The sequence below is a fragment of the Scytonema sp. HK-05 genome (assembly GCF_963872035.1).
GTDB lineage: Bacteria > Cyanobacteriota > Cyanobacteriia > Cyanobacteriales > Nostocaceae > Kalymmatonema.
Map to the genome: position 1 here is coordinate 1 of NZ_CAWMYC010000143.1, position 18,112 is coordinate 18,112.

General features: G+C 41.7%; 19 protein-coding genes. 9 read left to right on the forward strand and 10 right to left on the reverse strand.

Annotation, left to right across the window (positions count from 1 at the left end):
* Positions 1-114: 114 nt before the first annotated feature.
* The gene (locus AACT52_RS32475; protein ID WP_073634739.1) at positions 115-894 is read right to left on the reverse strand and encodes an MBL fold metallo-hydrolase; all 780 of its coding nucleotides are present in this window, start codon (positions 892-894) and stop codon (positions 115-117) included.
* A 37-nt stretch (positions 895-931) separates the two neighbouring features.
* Entirely contained in the window at positions 932-2,518 is a 1,587-nt protein-coding gene (locus AACT52_RS32480) for a phytoene desaturase family protein (protein ID WP_073634740.1), read from the reverse strand.
* Positions 2,519-3,202: 684 nt separating this feature from the next.
* Between AACT52_RS32480 and AACT52_RS32485 the strand changes: the two genes are divergently transcribed.
* The 5 genes from AACT52_RS32485 to AACT52_RS32505 all read left to right on the forward strand — a co-directional run bounded on the left by AACT52_RS32485 (position 3,203) and on the right by AACT52_RS32505 (position 6,646).
* Positions 3,203-3,367 (forward strand): hypothetical protein, encoded by a 165-nt coding sequence (locus tag AACT52_RS32485; protein WP_158054863.1) that lies wholly within the window; start codon positions 3,203-3,205, stop codon positions 3,365-3,367.
* Positions 3,368-3,644: 277 nt separating this feature from the next.
* Positions 3,645-4,769 carry a site-2 protease family protein gene (locus tag AACT52_RS32490; RefSeq protein WP_073634741.1) on the forward strand — a complete coding sequence of 375 codons (1,125 nt, stop codon included), beginning with the start codon at positions 3,645-3,647 and terminating at the stop codon, positions 4,767-4,769.
* Positions 4,770-4,926: 157 nt separating this feature from the next.
* The gene (locus AACT52_RS32495) at positions 4,927-5,532 is read left to right on the forward strand and encodes a vWA domain-containing protein (protein WP_073634742.1); all 606 of its coding nucleotides are present in this window, start codon (positions 4,927-4,929) and stop codon (positions 5,530-5,532) included.
* Between the two features lie 49 nt (positions 5,533-5,581).
* Positions 5,582-6,187 (forward strand): vWA domain-containing protein, encoded by a 606-nt coding sequence (locus AACT52_RS32500; protein ID WP_073634743.1) that lies wholly within the window; start codon positions 5,582-5,584, stop codon positions 6,185-6,187.
* Between the two features lie 66 nt (positions 6,188-6,253).
* A complete protein-coding gene (locus AACT52_RS32505; protein ID WP_073634744.1) occupies positions 6,254-6,646 on the forward strand; it encodes a salt stress protein, Slr1339 family in 393 nt (130 codons plus the stop codon).
* 107 nt (positions 6,647-6,753) lie between these two features.
* Here the strand turns inward: AACT52_RS32505 and AACT52_RS32510 are convergent, their stop codons facing one another.
* Positions 6,754-7,107, reverse strand: a complete 354-nt coding sequence (locus tag AACT52_RS32510; RefSeq protein WP_073634745.1) for a winged helix-turn-helix transcriptional regulator — start codon at positions 7,105-7,107, stop codon at positions 6,754-6,756.
* A gap of 186 nt (positions 7,108-7,293) precedes the next feature.
* Between AACT52_RS32510 and AACT52_RS32515 the strand changes: the two genes are divergently transcribed.
* Positions 7,294-7,917 (forward strand): FMN-dependent NADH-azoreductase, encoded by a 624-nt coding sequence (locus tag AACT52_RS32515; protein WP_073634746.1) that lies wholly within the window; start codon positions 7,294-7,296, stop codon positions 7,915-7,917.
* A 40-nt stretch (positions 7,918-7,957) separates the two neighbouring features.
* Here the strand turns inward: AACT52_RS32515 and AACT52_RS32520 are convergent, their stop codons facing one another.
* The 5 genes from AACT52_RS32520 to AACT52_RS32540 form a co-directional block, all read right to left on the reverse strand.
* The gene (locus AACT52_RS32520) at positions 7,958-8,968 is read right to left on the reverse strand and encodes a hypothetical protein (protein ID WP_073634747.1); all 1,011 of its coding nucleotides are present in this window, start codon (positions 8,966-8,968) and stop codon (positions 7,958-7,960) included.
* Between the two features lie 137 nt (positions 8,969-9,105).
* Positions 9,106-10,554, reverse strand: coding sequence for a DUF5009 domain-containing protein (locus AACT52_RS32525; RefSeq protein WP_073634748.1), 1,449 nt, complete (start codon positions 10,552-10,554; stop codon positions 9,106-9,108).
* A gap of 90 nt (positions 10,555-10,644) precedes the next feature.
* Complete coding sequence (locus tag AACT52_RS32530; protein WP_073634749.1) at positions 10,645-11,520, reverse strand: polysaccharide deacetylase family protein; 876 nt, start codon at positions 11,518-11,520, stop codon at positions 10,645-10,647.
* 882 nt (positions 11,521-12,402) lie between these two features.
* Entirely contained in the window at positions 12,403-12,906 is a 504-nt protein-coding gene (locus AACT52_RS32535; RefSeq protein ID WP_073634750.1) for a 2TM domain-containing protein, read from the reverse strand.
* A 773-nt stretch (positions 12,907-13,679) separates the two neighbouring features.
* Positions 13,680-14,483 carry a creatininase family protein gene (locus tag AACT52_RS32540; RefSeq protein ID WP_073634751.1) on the reverse strand — a complete coding sequence of 268 codons (804 nt, stop codon included), beginning with the start codon at positions 14,481-14,483 and terminating at the stop codon, positions 13,680-13,682.
* A 289-nt stretch (positions 14,484-14,772) separates the two neighbouring features.
* Between AACT52_RS32540 and AACT52_RS32545 the strand changes: the two genes are divergently transcribed.
* Positions 14,773-15,480 carry an ROK family protein gene (locus AACT52_RS32545; RefSeq protein WP_073634752.1) on the forward strand — a complete coding sequence of 236 codons (708 nt, stop codon included), beginning with the start codon at positions 14,773-14,775 and terminating at the stop codon, positions 15,478-15,480.
* A gap of 401 nt (positions 15,481-15,881) precedes the next feature.
* Positions 15,882-16,712 (forward strand): CHAT domain-containing protein, encoded by an 831-nt coding sequence (locus AACT52_RS32550; RefSeq protein WP_083630674.1) that lies wholly within the window; start codon positions 15,882-15,884, stop codon positions 16,710-16,712.
* A 93-nt stretch (positions 16,713-16,805) separates the two neighbouring features.
* Here AACT52_RS32550 and AACT52_RS32555 read toward each other — a convergent pair whose 3' ends face one another.
* Positions 16,806-17,594 (reverse strand): Rpn family recombination-promoting nuclease/putative transposase, encoded by a 789-nt coding sequence (locus AACT52_RS32555; protein ID WP_073634753.1) that lies wholly within the window; start codon positions 17,592-17,594, stop codon positions 16,806-16,808.
* Between the two features lie 12 nt (positions 17,595-17,606).
* Positions 17,607-17,933 carry a hypothetical protein gene (locus AACT52_RS32560; RefSeq protein ID WP_198941030.1) on the reverse strand — a complete coding sequence of 109 codons (327 nt, stop codon included), beginning with the start codon at positions 17,931-17,933 and terminating at the stop codon, positions 17,607-17,609.
* On the opposite strand from AACT52_RS32560, the gene AACT52_RS32565 reads away from it, so the two are divergent.
* Positions 17,919-18,101 (forward strand): hypothetical protein, encoded by a 183-nt coding sequence (locus AACT52_RS32565; RefSeq protein ID WP_083630676.1) that lies wholly within the window; start codon positions 17,919-17,921, stop codon positions 18,099-18,101. The two genes, AACT52_RS32560 and AACT52_RS32565, sit on opposite strands and share 15 nt — an antisense overlap.
* Positions 18,102-18,112 lie beyond the last annotated feature (11 nt).

Here is an 18,112-nt window from a genome sequence, read left to right on the forward strand (position 1 = left end):
TATCAAGATGTCCCAAGTCAATCTTCTCACTGGTCACTGGTCACTGGTCACTGGTCACTGTTCACTGTTTTAAGGTTTCTTAACAGTTGTAACCAGGACTCTAATTTTCATCAATCAAACATTTAATGCTCGCTTGGATAATTTCACCTCAAAGCGATCGCCCGGTTTTGGTTCTATCACCTGTGTCGCTAAATTATTCTTTTCTAGTAATGAACGAAATTCCTCAATACTTCCCTTAATCTGAAGTAAAGAGTTGAGTAATCCCTCAAAAATCACATCACCTCCCGCTGCTGTAGATAGCATGACTTGGGGTTGCAACCACTGAGCAACTTCTAAGGCGTATTTATTCCCTCTAATAATTGAACCAACTAAGGGTAAAGCTGCATCAATTAACGGAGTAATCACGACATCCACGCTCGTAATTTCCTTAAGCGTGGGTGAATGATTTCCATGAGGCTCGTAATAGAGAGTAAAACCGCTCTCCAATTCTTTGAGGAGATATCCATTTTCCACCAAATTTAGACCAACCAGCGAGCCAGGAGTTGCCTTAATTTCCACGCTTTGATTCAAGGTGAAAGTTTCCCCATGAGCAAGTGTTGTGACTTGAGTGTAATTTAACTGCTGTACTACTTTGGCAGCATTGGGAGAAGCGACAACTGGAATATTGCGGTCAAGTTGGTTCAGCGTTGGTGGATGAGCATGGTCTTCCAAACCCTGAGATAGCAAAATCAGGTCAATGTTCTCTGGTATTGGACGTTCTTGAGGTCGGGAACCTTTGAAGAACCAATCTAAATTACCAAAGGTTAACGAACCAACTAGCCAAGGGTCAATTAGTATTCGTTTCCCTCCGATTTCCAGTAGCCAAGAATTGCTGTCTAACCAAGTTAAATACATAAATTTTTGTAAAGATAATACCTGAATTTATTATGACCTAACGAATGCAACCAATATCCTGAAGCATTCCTAAATGCTTCTGTAAGGGTGCAAGCGTATTTGCAGTCATCATCCCACTGGTGGCGACAGCTGGTAAACCAATACCAGGAAAAGTCGAGTCTCCACAGCACAGCAGTCCTGGAAGAGGTGTGTTAGAACCAGGGAAGAAACCTTTTCCAGCCTGAATTGCTGGACCATAAGAACCTCTATGACGGCGCAGATAGCGCTCATGTGTTAGTGGTGTACCAACTAGTGTCACATCGCAACGCGAGCGAATATCCGGAATAATTCGCTCCAAGGCTTGCCACATCACATCTGCACGCAATTGTTTTTGTCGCGCATACTCCTCACTCTTCCTGTCCATTCCCTGCCATAAGTCGTAAGGTTCGTTACCTGGAGTATAAACGTGAATGACGTGCTTTCCGGGTGGTGCTAATGAGGGGTCTAAAACTGAGGGAATCGATACCAGTACGACGTTCTGAGGCGCTGTAACGCCGACTTCCCAATTATTAACGACTATATAATGACACGCAAGGTCTGAGCGTAATCCTTGTGCATCTATACCTAAGTGGAGATGCATGAAGCTATCACACTCAGGTGTGCTGGCTCGCTGTTCCCGAAACTGTTTTGGCACTGACCCTTCTGGAAGCAGCTTGAGCGTATCCCATACCGATGCATTAGAAATGACTGCCCGACGCGCTCTTATCTCTTTACCACCACGCAAACGCACGCCTACGGTACGCTTCCCTTCTACAAGAATTTGCTCAACATGGGCGTTCAGCATCAACCGACCCCCCTGTCGTTCTAGTCCCCGGACTAAGACGTCAACTAAGGCACCACTCCCACCAACGGGATAGTCTAGCACCACACCTGGTCGATACCAATCTGCAAACATAAATGCAACCTCTGCTGTACTGGTTCCATCTGCTGGTAGTCCAGAGAGGAGAAAACAAAGCAAGTCAAGCCAGTTGCGCGTAAACGAGTCTTTGATAACGCCGTCCATAATTCGGCTAAATGGTCCTGTAAGCTTGCCGATGTCTGCAATATGTGGAAATAAAGATGGGGCAAATCTACTTACAGTCATCACTGCACCGACATCAAGACGCAAAGCTGCTGGCGGTATTGCCGTTGCAGCACGCGCTAGTGGTTCCATCACACGCTGTAACTCGCGCCATTCAAGGATAGCCTCATTGCCACGAAACCGCTTCAGTACCTCACAAAACTGGTCAGCACCAACCGAGGTGTCAAAATCTCCTTCTGGTAGACAGCAACCCCATGTATCATAGGTGACGCAAGGCAACTCCTCGCCAATTGCATCTAGCACTTGTCTGAGAGGATTAGCAGAAGGACTGTAGGATAAGCCAGAGTAAAGCGATGGACCTGAGTCGAATTTGAATCCATCACGCTCAAAAGCATGCGCTGCACCACCGGGGATTGAGTGGCTTTCGCAAACTGTCACATCAAAGCCATACCGTGCCAAAAGAGCTGCACAGCTTAAACCACCAATACCACTACCAATGACAATGACATCTGTCTCTTTATCACCTAAGGTAGATGCTGTTTTAGAAGAAGTTTGGTGTGTCACTGCTCGTATCCTGTACTAGTCTCTGTGCTTCAAACGTATTGTAATGCAACGTAACAATTGTTAAGACCGTACAAAAGAATTGCAACTTATGCCAAAAACCCGGTTATGATAACCGAGTTTTTAATAGTGGTGGGGTTATATCCCCTGCGGCTCGTATAGAAGTTCAGTTATAAATGAGTCAACTAATAATATCTACAAGCAGAGGTTTATCTGTTCCGGAAAATTGCAACCTTTTTTCTCGCAATTCTCGCAATAGATTATATAGAACCCATTTGAGATCTAAGAAGGGGTTGCAAGTCTCTTAACCATCAGCCGAATAAAACAAAGATTAACCTTGGCAGTCGCTGTCTTCTAGAGTTCTCTCAAAGTTCTTGACGAGGATTTTGCATCTTTCCATCCAAGCATTTGAGCGCTCAATCACCCACCTCGCCGCAACGGGAACAAACCCAGATTTACCTTGCGCTTTCTTTTAGTATTGCAGGTCGCTACACATAATCTTAATTTTCTGACAATGCATAAGTTTTAGAATATAGGAATCCGGTTTGATTTTTAAGAAGATACAAGGGTGTGTTAGCCGAGAGTACGGCACCAAACCCTTGATAATGGTGCGTTACGGATTTCATCCTAACGCACCCTACAATACCTAATTTTGTTCAAAAATCAAATACTAGTCCTATAGTTTGTATGAAAGACAACATCTTCGCCAAAATGACAGATGATACTCGTGCCCTTCTGCAACAAATGCAGGCACAAGTAGCGCCACCACCACTTGATGCTGACCCTGTTCAATTATTACGCGATGCGCGAGCGTCCTGTTCGCAACCATTTGGGATTTTATGCCTTACCTGAGGATGTAAGGAGGTAAGGTGTAGGGTGTAGCTTAAGTTATCACAGCATTCGGTTGAGAAGAGAACGCGTTGCCGGGTTCTTGAGTGTGCAAATTCCCGTCGGACTGGCGTCGCAAGTGAAAACCGCCATAACATTGCAATAATTATCGATAACCGTACCTTAACGGACGGACACCACGACACTTGAAAAGATTAAAATCGCTTAACAAATCGTTACGATAGAGACATCGAGAGGGGTAAAACCAAACCTCTCCAAGCTGAAATCAAAGGTGAACGCCATGAATGGCACAATTCGCGTTGGCAATCTCTTCGGGATTCCCTTTTACATCCATCCATCCTGGTTTTTGGTTCTGGGATTAGTCACTTGGAGCTATAGCAGTGGACTGGCGGCGCAATTTCCCCAATTAGCGGGGGGATTAGCTTTGCTACTAGGATTGCTAACAGCACTACTGTTATTTTCCTCTGTTGTCGCCCATGAATTAGGACACAGCTTTGTCGCCATTCGCCAAGGAATTGATGTGAAATCAATCACACTGTTTATATTTGGCGGGTTGGCAAGCTTAGAAAGAGAGTCAAAAACCCCAGGTGAAGCTTTCTGGGTTGCGATCGCAGGTCCGTTAGTGAGCCTACTGCTCTTCAGTCTCTTTACAGCCCTTGGTTTTGCTAGCGCCGCATCAGGAGCCTTGGCAGCGATTCTTGGTGTATTGGCTTCAGTAAACTTAGCATTAGCGCTGTTTAACCTCATTCCAGGCTTACCTTTGGATGGGGGAAATATACTGAAAGCAATTGTTTGGAAAGTAACTGGTAATCCTTATAAGGGTGTGGTTTTTGCCGGTCGAGTTGGGCAAATCTTTGGTTGGGTGGCGATCGCTTCTGGTTTAGTCCCACTACTGTTATTTGGCAGCTTTGGTAACTTTTGGAACGCCTTAGTCGGTTTCTTCTTGCTCCAAAATGCTGGTAATGTGGCTCAGTTTGCCAGAGTACAAGAACGACTGACAGGTTTGACAGCAGCCGATGCGGTAACGTCTGATAGCCCGATTGTGTCTGCTACTCTTACCTTAAGAGAGTTTGCCGATGAGCGCATCTTGAATTGGCAAAACTGGCATCGGTTCTTAGTGACTGATGATAACGGACAGTTAGTGGGAGCAATATCTATTAACGATTTGCGAACTATTCCTACTACACTCTGGTCAGAAACTCAAATTAAAGAAGTCATGCGACCTGTTGAAGAGTTTACCACTGTGAAATCCGACCAACCCTTATTGGAAGTCGTGAAGCTACTAGAACAAGGAAAGTTATCTGCACTTGCGGTGATTCGTGACAATGGCGTGCTTGTCGGAATCTTAGAAAAAGCTTCTATTATCAACCTACTCGAAAAAAGAGCACAAGCTAACCCTGCATAATGGTTCGATTCAAGACTTTTTCTTGAACCTCCCTCACATAGCCTGGGGGAGTTTTTTTTAGCTCCCATCGCTTATTGTTACAAACGATCGCCAGTAGAAGCCGTACTCTAACCCAACGGCTAGACTAGAACAACAAGGTAACAATCGAAGGAAGATTATGATGAGCGATCGCGATTACACATTAATTATCGATAAAAGCGGGAGTATGTCCACTCCTGACCAAGCCGGTGGTAGAAGTCGCTGGGAGATAGCCCAAGAATCTACACTCGCTTTAGCAAGAAAATGTGAGCAATTTGACCCTGATGGCATTACACTTTATGTATTTTCTGGTAGATTTAAACGGTACGAGAATGTCACCTCAGCCAAAGTCGCACAGGTATTTATGGAAAATGACCCGGCTGGCACGACAAACTTAGCAGGTGTCTTGCAAGACGCAACCAAAAATTATTTTCAGCGCAAAGCTGCAGGTCAAACTAAACCCAACGGCGAAACAATTCTAGTTATTACCGATGGCGAACCAGATGACCGCAAAGCAGTATTTGAAGTCATCATTCAAGCGTCTCGCCAAATGGAACGCGATGAAGAATTGGGAATTTCTATAATTCAAGTAGGTTCAGATCCCCAAGCAACCAAGTTTCTCAAAGCTTTAGATGACCAAATGCAAAGTATTGGTGCTAAATTTGACATCTGCGACGCAATTACCTTGGATGACATGGAAGATATGAGCCTTGCAGATGTGTTAATGAACGCGATTACTGATTGATTAGTGATTAATCGACAAATGACAGATATAAATACGGAGAATAATAAAAATGCTAGAAAATCGTGATTATACTTTAATTATTGACAAAAGCGGCAGCATGGCAACTCCAGACCAAAAGGGTGGTAGAAGCAGATGGGCTGCTGCACAAGAATCTACCTTTGCCTTGGCGAGTAAATGCGAGCAATTTGACCCTGATGGTATCACTGTTTATCTATTTTCTGGAAGATTCAAGCGCTACGAAAATGTGACATCTAGCAAGGTATTGCAAATTTTCCAAGAAAATGACCCATCTGGCACAACTGACTTGGCAGGTGTATTGAAACACGCAACTGATAACTACTTTCAACGCAAGGCTAGCGGTCAAACTCAGCCAAATGGTGAAACTATTTTGGTTGTGACTGATGGTGAACCAGACGATCGCAAAGCGGTTATGAAGGTTATTATTGAAGCTTCTCGGCGTATGGATCGCGATGAAGAACTTGCGATTTCTTTTATTCAAGTCGGTACAGATCCTCAGGCGACTCGCTTTCTTAAGGTATTAGATGATGACCTACAAGGAGCAGGTGCAAAGTTCGATATCTGCGACACCATCACTATAGAAGATATGGAAGATATGAGTTTATCAGAAGTACTGCTCAATGCTATTAACGACTAAGCATCTTCCTAACTTTTGACTAAATTAAGGAGCAAACTGAATGTGGAGTACTGAGGATTTCATATCATGGATTCCATTGACAAACTCTTAGCTGAACTCAAAGCTGAATATCAAGAACAAAAACCCCAACAACAGCAGCCCAAACCCATCTCAGCAAAACCAATGAGTATGCAGCGAAAATCGGAATCGTTAATAGATAGCCTTTTAGCGGAAGTCAAAGCTGATTTTGAGCAAAAAGACTTAGCTGAAAAATTGCAAAGACAGCAAGAACAGGAACAAGAACGCATTAGACAAGAACAACTCAAGGCTAAAAAATTAGAGGAGTTGAAAAAGCAAGCCAATCTTTGGCTTGCCAATTTAGATCCACTTTCTTCAGAAGGGCTTTGGTTTGAGAGATTTGCTCAAGGATATTCCTCAAAATTAGAGGCGGCAATTGAATATTTACAAACTAATGAATAAACGTTAAAGTGTAAGGGCTGCCGTGAGTCATTAGTCTTTTGTCCTTTAGAATTACTAAAGAGTCATGACAAATGACAAAGGACAGTTTTCACAAAAAAGTGTAATTCTCAAATATTTCGTTTTTTACTATTTATCTGAGATACGTGCTTGACACCCCACTCGTGCATTGCATAAAGAATTGGTTGAAGACTTTCTCCTAAAGGCGTTAAAGAATATTCCACTTTGGGAGGAATTTGTGGGTAAACTTTTCGATGAATAATCCCGTCTTCCTCCATCTCCCTAAGTTGTTGCGTCAGCATTTTTTGAGTAATTCCACCCAAAGCTCGCTGTAATTCGCCAAAGCGTTTCACACCACCCATCAATTCTCTAATAATCAAAACCTTCCAGCGTCCACCAATCACCCTGAGCGTGGTTTCCACTTCACAAGTTAGCCTGCTATGGTTTTCCGCTTCAGCTTTCATAGTTTCTTTTAGGTAAGTACCTTACTTTTAAGTGCCTACTTTCCATGTTAACTTTACATAGCTTAAAGTTATTACGGCTCAAAAATTTAACTATAAATAAAGGGACTGGTTCATAGTTGCGTTTCTGCGTAACTACAAGCCTAATGAGCAACCCCCTATCACTTGTTTACTATTGGGAATTAATTCATGGCAAATATCCTGCATATCGACTCTAGTCCTCGTGGAGAACGTTCTTTCTCCCGCAAGTTCACTCATGAGTTTGTGACAGCTTGGAAAAACGCCCATTCTGGAGATACAGTCACCTACCGGGATTTAGGTCACAATCCAGTTCCCCATGTAGACGAATCGTGGATTGCTGCTGCTTTTACACCACCAGATGCTCGCCCACCCGAACTGACTAAGGCAATTGAATTGTCAGATACTTTAGTTGATGAGTTTTTGACAGCTGACCGCTATGTCTTTGGTGTGCCGATGTATAACTTTAACGTACCCTCTGCGTTCAAAGCTTACATTGACCAAATTGTTCGCGTTGGTCGTACCTTCGCTATCACAGAGCAAGGTGGCTTCAAGGGATTGGTTGACGGCAAAAAGTTGCTAGTTGTCACAGCTCGGGGCGGTAACTTTTCACCAGGAAGTCCCGCCGCACCATACGATTATCAGGAACCCTACCTGAGAGCGGTTTTTGGGTTTGTTGGAATTACAGACGTTACATTCATTAATGTGGAAGACCTCGGCGCGGGTGATGAAGTTCGCGAGCAGTCTTTTGCCAAAGCACATGAAGCCATAGCTCAAGCTGTGGCTAGTTGGTAATTTTATGAAAGGGTGCAGCACTTTCGCTGTTGCACCTTATTTAGCGCGGGAAATGGAAAAGTATAGTTTTTAAATAATTTTTTAAACGAACCGCAGAAGTACAAACGAAGCAGAAGAGAAGAACCGACGAGGGACAAAGCAAGCTTACGTTTGTCACAGCTTCGATAGAGGGGCTTCCATTTATTTGTTGCAGTATCTTCTGGGTTATGTATTTGTTGCTACTACCGGGTGCTATATTCCTGTCAGACCTTAAGGCAGATGATTCGTAGACTATATGAGGCACATAAACGTACCAGGTACTCTTAGCTTGTCCCTGGTTAGGCTGAAGTGGCTGGGCGAAAGTCACTTTCCAGTGGTCTCCGCCATATCTTTGAGCATTGCGATCAATAGACGAAACGCGAAACTGCTGACCTGCTTTCACTGCGTACTTGTCTTGTTCTGCGAGGTTTGATGTTTGTACCCTCCAATCTTGCTTGAAAGTTGTATTTGTCGTCGCTCTAATAGTGGGTGAGGTTGCTGTATTGCCTAATAATTCTACTTGAGGCACATAAACGAACCAAGTACTCTTAGCTTTCCCCTGACTAGGCTGAAGTGGTTGCTCGAAAGTTACTTTCCAGTGGTCGCCGCCATATATCTGAGCATTGCGGTCAATAGAGGAGACGCGAAATTGCTCACCTGCTCTGGCTGCGTACTTGTCTTGTTGTCCGAGGTTTGATGATTGTGCTCTCCAGTCTTGCTTAAAAGTTGTACTTGTCCTTGCTCTGAGAATGACTGAACTTGATGAATCTACTGATAATTCTTCTACATGAGGTACATAAACATACCAGTTAATCTTAGGTTTCCCCTGAGTAGGCTGAAGTGGTTGCTCGAAAGTGACTAGCCAGTAGTCGCCACCATATTTCTGAGTATTACGGTCAATGGACGAGACACGCAATTGCTGACCTGCTTTAGCTAAATACTTGTCTTGTTCTTGTAACTGAGGATCATTTGATTGTAGTCGCCAGTCTTGCTTGAAAACAGTATTTGTCTTCACTCTTAAAGTGCTTGGCATTGATGCATCTCCTTCTATAGCAGTTTGAGGCTTCAGTTATTTATAAATTTATTAGCGAAAATTATGACAATTCAGATTGAGTGTTAAATGTATCACAAATCGGGTAAGTGTATATCAGTACGTAATAGAATTTAATTTTACGTCTTCCAAAAAAGCTTTAATTTAGTAAAAAAGCTTACAACAAACGCAATTGTTAACGTATAAATGACCCCTTTCAAAAAGCCTGTTAAGGGAGTGTTTGTATAATTTAATATGAACGGTTCAAGTTGAGTTAATCTCAAAATGGGCAAAAGAAGATTAGCAAACGCTACATAAGCAATCATCGGATTCTGCCCATTATCAATTAAGAGTTGGAGACATTTTAGCTGTTTAAAGATGTCTATAAGTATAGTGAATGTGATTAGGAGAAAGAGTGCGATCGCCGTGGTAATAAAGTAGTAACTCAATGTAGAAGGGTCTTTTTTAATCCCTTTCTCAAAAGGTTCAAAAAGTAAGCCAAGTGCCAACCAATAAACACCCCACTGATAAAATGATTTAAGTAATTTTTCCGTCTCATTAGCCGGATTTACAAATAAAAACCAGCTTATTGAACAAAGAACTGCACTTAGTAACGTTGTTTGCCATACCCATCTTGCCTGTAAGCCAATCAGTAAACTCAAACAAATAGCTAACATCAACACAATGATGCTATAAAAACGTAGCTGACGACCGTTTGATTTAATTCCCTCATCTTCCTTATTGATTTCTGGCATTTTCAGCCAATTGAGAATGAAATCTCCCGTAATAGTTCCAGGAATAACGATAAACAAATACTTTAAATAATCAAATTGAAAAATCCAGGGGACAGGCGATGCTTTCCAAAGTAAAGCAATCCAACTTTCCTTAACAGTAGCCGACAGTCGCAAAGCAATCAATAAGCCTAACAATCCTAGACGTAGCAACAAATTATTCTTGGTAAAAAACCAGCTAAGTGAACCAAAAATCACCATATTTGTCAGGACGACTAAAATAATATCGCTCCTGGAAAGAGAAAATCCACTTCCATCTGGATATCTCAGAAAACAGACGAGGATAATTGCTGCGATGTAAGCACCAAAAGTAATCCATTTTCTGTACTGCCTAAATTTTATGTTTACAGACGACCGAACAAACATCAAAAAGAGTATGAAGAAACCCAATAAGGCTATCCACCATGTTTGTTTTGTTGGATTTAGATTGAGCGTAAACGGTCTAATATGTTGAAGGAATATCGCAAATATTCCTAACAAAAATCCTCTTTTAAAAATGTATAATATAACTTGTTTTGTGGTGAATCCTTGAGCAAGGCGACTCGACAGCGCTAAGGGGATAGCTGCTCCCATACAAAACAAGAAAATTGGAAATACAGTATCTACCCAAGTTAAGCCAGGCAGATTAGGATGAAAAGTATGGGTAGGTGGAGGCTCCTGAGCATGGTACATCCAAGCTGGCAAAATCTTATATTTTATAGTGCCTGATAAGACCATTGCTAAAATCGCAAATCCACGCAGAGCATCTAAGGCATAGGCGCGTTTTTCTTTAGCAATAGTGATAATATTTTCGTGCATGAAAATCTCATTTTAGTTCATATTGATTGTTTCAGGCGTTAGATATTATTTATCCCATGCCTAAGTCTGACGATCAATATTTAAAATTCTTTATTTACCTTCGCATTTTTGTTGACTCTTAAATTTATGAAAACCTTCAGCGACTTCTTGTAGCATTTGTTTAAATAATATTTGTCCGTTGATTGGTATACGAGGAATTTCGTAGTAGTTTTTTAAACAACCATAATCCAATATTTTATTATTGTATAGATAGCTAGATAGATAATATTTAGAAGCATAGTATTGCACCTGTTTGTTATAAGCTCCATAAGGGTAAGCAAAATGAGATGCTACTTGTTGTTGTGGGTCTAAATCTTGTGTACATTTTCTCAGTTGAATCTGGGCTTGCAATAATTCCTTAACTAACTCCTGACGATTAAGTGTCGTTAAGTCTTTATGATTTAATCCATGAGATTGAATATCATAAAAACCTTTTTTGAAGCCTTCTCTTAATTCCTGGCATCCTAAATGAATGGCAGCGTTACTTCTCTGCTCTAGAGTACCTGGATTAATAAACAAGACAACTTTTACTTTTTTACTGTATTTTTCTTCAAGTTTAGATAAGATGGGAAGCAATTTTGTGTACACTGTTTTATATCCATCATCAAATGTAATCATGATGGGCTTTTGATTTGAATACTCTTTCGGAATTTTTTTTGTTTTTGTCAAGAAAAAGTCATATAAGTCTTGAGATGTTAAAAACCAATAATTATTATGAACTAAATGCTCTAAAAGTTTCTCTAAATCTTGTTGTGGGTAATGCATATACCCCTGATATAATCGAGTAACAGGAGTTTTAGAAGCAATGATGCCATGAAACCCCAAAATAGGAATCACAGGTTCAGTGACGATTAAATTTAGAATAGAAAACAAAATAATAAAAGCTAGAACTAAACGGAAGGAAAAATTTTTATTTGTTTGATTCACTTTGATTAATTGGATTCAGTTGATTTCAGCGCAGACAGAGCTAGATTTTCAAAGAATCTAGCTTGTTACGAATTGTAGTATGGCACAACGAAAGTATAGCGATTGACAGACGCAAGCGCTTTATGCTGATTAGGAATTTTGGTAATGTATGTAAGTTTACGACAGATCAGCTAAAACACCATTGCATACTTTCTTGTGAGGATTGTCAAGAGTCAGGAGTAAGTTTTGATTTTTGATTGCAACTACTCGTTTCTCGCCCGAAGATTACCGTTTAGGCTCCTCTTAAACACGGGAGTTTAAGAACTGGGGAGAAAAAACTACATCGGTAATCTTACACCGATAAGGGAGTAAGCTGCTTTGACAAAAAATCAAGCAAATTATAATGCGCAACAACCCTGCCTTGACAAAAAATTAAGCAAATTAAAATGTGTAACAGCTTAGTACTGCATTTCATAAATCCGTATCGAAAAGTGTCATGCTGAGCGAAACGGTAGTGAAGCGAAGCATCTGGGATTCTTCGTTGCGCTTCCTCCACTCAGAATGAGACACATAACGCTACGAACTTATGCAAAGTTGTACTGAGTACAGGATTTCACAAGTTCGTAACGAATGAATTTCAGAAAAACTCTGCGTTCCTCTGCGCTGACTTTGCGTTCCTCTGCGTTTCAAAACGCTACGAATTAATGCAAAGCTGTACTTAGCGCGCCCCAGAATGGAATGCTTGCTGGGGCTAGACGAACAAAACCCGCCTGGGCGGGCTAAAAAATAAAGCGGTAACAAGACTGGATTTGGTATCAAAACCTAGATTTAAGGAAATTCTTTGGAAAAAGTAGCAGTTTACAGCCAGCAATGCCTGCTATTATGACGACTGGTTTAAATCGACTAAATCTGCCACGCCTTGAGCCATTTATTCACAACTGTGTTGAAGAATTTTTTCACCTGATGCTGGCGACGCCACCTGTGGAAAGCAAGTTCGTATTCTTCGCCTTTAGTTTGAAAAGTATTCCAACCATCAAGACCGGCTGCCAAGCCACAGCAAAGTAAAATATATAGTGACCAGGAAAGACCGCCACCACTAAGTAGATCTAAGGACAGCAAAAAGGCATTAACAATTGCATAATTGCCAAAACGCTTCTTGAACCTACCTTGACGATGAGCGTTAAAAGCTTGCCGTTGTTGTATTTCTCCCAGTTGTTCCAGCCAGTCTCGTTCTGCTTGTTTGAGTGTTTCTGGGGAAATTTCCAATTCTGCGGCAATTTCTAGCAATTGCTCGTAGGAAAATTCTTTGTCTTTGTCATCAGCTTGACGGGCGATCGCCAGATGGAGAATTTGCTGTATATCTTCTTGGCTGTAAGTCCTTGTCAGTCTAGTCTCAAAAGCCGCCATAATTCTGTTTCTTTTATTTTTTTCAATAAAAAGTTCTGTTTTGATGCATTGCCACTGTGCTATGCCACCAGCAATGTTGCTACTATTTTTAGACTAGCAAATTATAGCTAATGATGTGGGTAGTACCGCAAGGCGGAAGTCAAAAGTCAAAAGTCAAAAGTCAAAAGTATTATGGAATCGGCTTTTTGGGGATTTTAAATGGTGAACCAGCGCTGCAGGAGAGAAGTTGCAAGGAGGGTTTCCCTCCGGGCAAACTTCGGAAGGGTTTCCCTCCGTAGGCGACTGGTGAACCCGAAGGGTTGCTCTATTTACGCCATAGTCTACTAGTGGGTTATTGGTAAGTGCTTAAGCTGTGGCGTTCTGTGTTTCTTTGGCGTCGTGCCATAGATTTATCGTTAAACTATTCTCCCTCACAAGGCTTATCTCATTTCCGTAATTATTTCCCCCAAATTCCATCCGTGAGGAGCTAACTGTGTTCTGCTTTCTGCCCAACCTGAGTTCTTATTACAAAACTTCATAAACTGAGTGATAAGAAAAACCCCGCCCAATCATTTGACAGTGCGGGGAGTGCTGTAATTGGTATCGCGACATCTATATTAGTTCTCCGTTTCGGTTCATGAGTTTTACGCAGAATTTCCGATTTCTTTACAAAAGTTCATCAAAATGAGAAAACGATAGCGGGAACGAACCGATTCGCGCTCATAAAATTGGTAATAGTAATATGATGCGTTACGGCTTGCGCCTAACACATCCTACAAGAAATGTTTTCCAGCTTATTCAGGTTGTGGCTTTTGAAAAGCATACACATCTTTTATAACTTGCACCCAACCGTCAGACACAGATTCGAGAATGCGATCGCCCTTTTCCTTTGTTGCAACTGTGGGATCTCCTACCACTCCACTTTTGCTTAAATCCCGTGTCGCCCATGCAAAAGATAGCTTTCCCTCGATACTTAGCAAACTGCCTTCTGCTTGTTCTGGCGGATACTCAGCAACAGCGGCATCCATCTTCACCTGTTCTGGTAAAATCGCCAGCATAATGCTAGTTTCAGCATCGCCTGCATGGATACCTAATTGTTTTTCCTTTAGTGTGAGTAATTCTCCGGTAATATGCGGCACTCGCCAGGTGAACAACGGAAACACTAAGAAGTCGCTGTACTTGATATGCAAATCCCGCGCCACAATGTCCATGACTTGGGGTTGTCCGCCGTGGGAGTTCATCAACACCAGTTTTCTAAACCCAGCACGGTAAACACTTTCTCCAACTTCCATCAGAGTTGCTATGAGAGTTTCGGCGCTTAGAGTTATCGTACCAGGAAAGTGCCAGTGTTCGTTTGATTTACCGTAATAGAGATTTGGCAGGGCATATGCTGGAATGCTGGGGTTTAGCTTTTCCAAAGCTTTTCCCAGAACCGCCACACCAATTGCAGCATCCACAATTAAGGGTAGATGGGGACCATGTTGTTCAATTGCTCCCACTGGTTGGATAATTACCACATTTTCCTTATCTGGCATTGCCTGGATGTCAGTCCAGGTGAGGTAGGGAAAAAAGCGTTGTGGAGGGATAAAGCTGTGCATATATTTACCAAGGTTTGGATCACACCTTGCTGATTCTACAAAAGTGATGAGAACCAAAGCCAGATTTTCTAGGGTTTCATGTCGTTAATTATGATCGGTAGGCGTAGTTTGTAGTGAGGAATGGGCGTCCTCAATTTTGACTAATCTCCAATCCCCAATCCCTTTTACATACAAAATCTGCCTGAGTATAGATTGTATAATACGCAAAAAAGCCTAACCATAACCGCATATTTCCTAGATACATTAGAAAATATCAACCAATTATCATAAACTGACGAGAGAAAACCCAATGGTTGAAAAAAATGGAGCTATCCGCACCCTATCAGTTGACATTGGTGGTAGTGGTGTCAAAGTATTGGTTTTGGATATTACAGGAAAACCTTTGACAGAACGGGCGCGAAGAGAGACACCGCAACCTCCAAAACCGCAGGCTGTGATTGATGCAATTGTAGCGCTAGCAGGGACTCAAGGTGAATTTCATCGTGTTTCGGTAGGTTTTCCGGGTGTGGTGCGCAGTGGTGTCACAGAAACAGCCGCGAATTTAGATCCAGAATGGATTGGGTTTGATTTGGCAACAACATTGTCAAAGCGCTTAAACAACCCTGTGCGGGTGATAAATGATGCGGATATGCAAGGTTTGGGAGCAATTGCTGGCAAAGGCGTAGAATTGGTGATTACGCTGGGTACAGGTTTTGGTTCCGCTTTGTTTGTCGATGGGAAACTCGTGCCGAATTTGGAAATGGGGCATCATGAATTTCGTAAAGGGGAGACTTACGAAGAACAGCTAGGACGTGCAACCTTGGAAAAGGTGGGTGAGAAGAAATGGAACAGGCGCTTACAAAAGGCGATCGCTTCTCTGGAACATCTGTTCAATTACGATTACCTGTATATCGGCGGCGGTGAAGCAGTGAGAGTTCATATCGAACTGCCGTCAAATGTGAAGATTATTCCCAATATTACTGGTTTATTGGGTGGCATTGCTTTGTGGAAAGATTAAGTAACTCAAGTATTTTATAGCACGGCAACTGCTCTGCGTTCCCCTATCAGCTAACGTACATCCATCAAGGTTTGGGAATGGACGCCAGCCGATACGTAACTAATTTTCCTGTTTTAATTTTTGCTCTAGTTCGTCAAGTTCCTGAGCGACTTTGTCACGTTCAGCATCAGCTTCTTCAATTTGCTTGTCCAGCGTAAAAACGACTAGTACAGCATTTCATTAATTCGTAACGTTTTTAAACGCAGAGGAGCGCTGAGGTAAACGCAAAGGTACACAGAGTCTTCGTTCAAGTTTTCGCTATGAACTTATGGAATCATGTAGTTAGCACCAGTTTTCGATAAAACAGCTTTGCTTTTATCACACGATTCGCGTAAAAAATCTTGTTTTTATAAATATTTAACATGGTAACAGAAGACCAACGGCGTCGATTGGAACGAGAAAGAAACTGGCTTGAAGAACTGAGTACACTCCAAAGTGAGAAAGTCGAAAGGATACAAAAAACATTGATTATTGAAACTGATCCATCACGTAAGTTTCAATATGAACAGGTTCTTCAAGAAGAGGAGTGTACCCTCAAAGAATTTAGTGATAGATTATGTGAAATTGAAAATCAGCTGCAACCTGCACCACTCCCAACAAAATCTGAGCCTAAAAAGATACAGCAAAAAATATTGATTTTGGCAGCAATTCCACAACCGCATAATTTACGTTTAGACAAAGAGATGCGGGAAATTAGGGCAGCGATCGAACGGGCGACAAGACGAGATTTATTTGAAATTGATGCCAGAACTGCTGTACGTCCTCAAGATATTCGCAGGGCGATCGCAGAAGTACGCCCTCAAATTGTTCATTTCTGCGGTCATGGTATGGAGGATGGTAGCTTGGTGTTAGAGGATGATGGAGGAAACCACAAACCTGTATCACCAGAAGGGTTAGCTGCATTGTTTAAATTGCACGCTAAATATGTGAACTGTGTGTTGCTGAATGCCTGTTATTCAGAAAAACCTGCAAAGGCAATTAGCCAATATATTAACTATACAATTGGGATGAACCAGCCAATTGAAGACCAAGCGGCGATTGTATTTGCTCAGGGATTTTATGATGGTCTGGGGTATAAAAAATTAGACAGTCAAGAGATTTTTCAAAGAGCTTTTGATGAAGGTATAGTTGCCATTAAAATGGAAAATCTTGCACATGGACAAATACCAGTTTTAAAGAAAAAGCTTGGATAAAAAAAGCTAAAAAATAGCGAATTTCAAATTGTTTCATCAAATTGACTACCTTTGAGATCCCCGACTTCTCTAAGAAGTCGGGGATCTTATTTTTCATGAAGAAGATTGTTGCTGCGGTGTTTGCTGCACTTCTTCTACAGTCAATTCTAACTCTCGTGCCACTTGTTCCACAGTCAACCCCAATCTTAACAACAGAGGTACTGTTCTGAGCTTTTCCCGACGGACACCTTCTTCTACTCCTTGCTGATAAACCCTCGTTTGCTTTAAATCACTCAATCCAAACATTTCCTGTATCTCCTCTATACTCATATTTGGAAACTTGTAGACTAAGATCGTCTCTATCAATTGTAGTAATTGCTGCTGTTGCTGTTGTGAACTTATCTCGTGTTTAGTTCTATCTATCAACTCCCTTGCTTTCTCAATTGCTGTATCTTCATTCTCAATCACTAACTTGACGGTTGCAATGGAAATGGGTGACGATACAGCCTCACCTAATTCGTCAAGGTAGATACGGCTAACACGTTGACTGGTAAAGAATTCACGGTAATGTTTAATATCTGCTATGTCTAAACTTCTGCTAGGATATAACACAGCAGCACGCCAGTCATTTTGTGGTTGATTTTGCCGTAGGTATAAAAAGATTTCTGCAAACAGTCGAGCGTAAATTTCCGCGTCTGTTTGAAACTGAACTTCCACAAAGTAAAGCGGGTTATCGCCTTCTTGTGTAGGAAGAAATACACCATCAATTCTAAAAGCTGTTTGCTTGACTTCAACTGATGAAAATTGATAAGCGTTAGCCTCTTGAGGTGGTTCACCAATGAGTTCAAAGAAGATACTTGGAAATTCTTGAAATAGGCGATAGAAAATGCTGTCAGTTTTCACAAATTCAGTTTTTTAACATAGAGTATAGAATATCACTTGGATGCAGATTTTAGCATTTGCTCTTGAGGAAAGAGAGTGATTGTTCTTGAACTCTTTCTCACCAAGCGACAGTGCGCGGACGAGTGTTTGATACTTGTGGACGAGTGTTTGATACTCGCGGATGAGTGTTTGATACTTGCGGACGAGTGTTGGATACTCGTTGGTGAGTGTTTGATACTCGTGGGCGAGTCTTTGATACTCGCGGATGAGTGTTTGATACTCGTGGGTGAGTGTTTGATACTCGTGGGCGAGTGTTTGATATTCGTGGATGAGTATTTGATACTCGTGGATGAGTATCAAATACTCGCGGACGAGTGTTTGATATTCGTGGATGAGTTGATTAGGGTAGTCACTCAGTATTTAATGCTGTACCGAGTTCCTACCAGATTTGGAAGTATTGATGCAGATTTTAGTGGGGATTTTGATGGAGGGTTAGGAGCGGCGATCGCGCTACGCTGCAAGGTTTAATTTTTATCGCC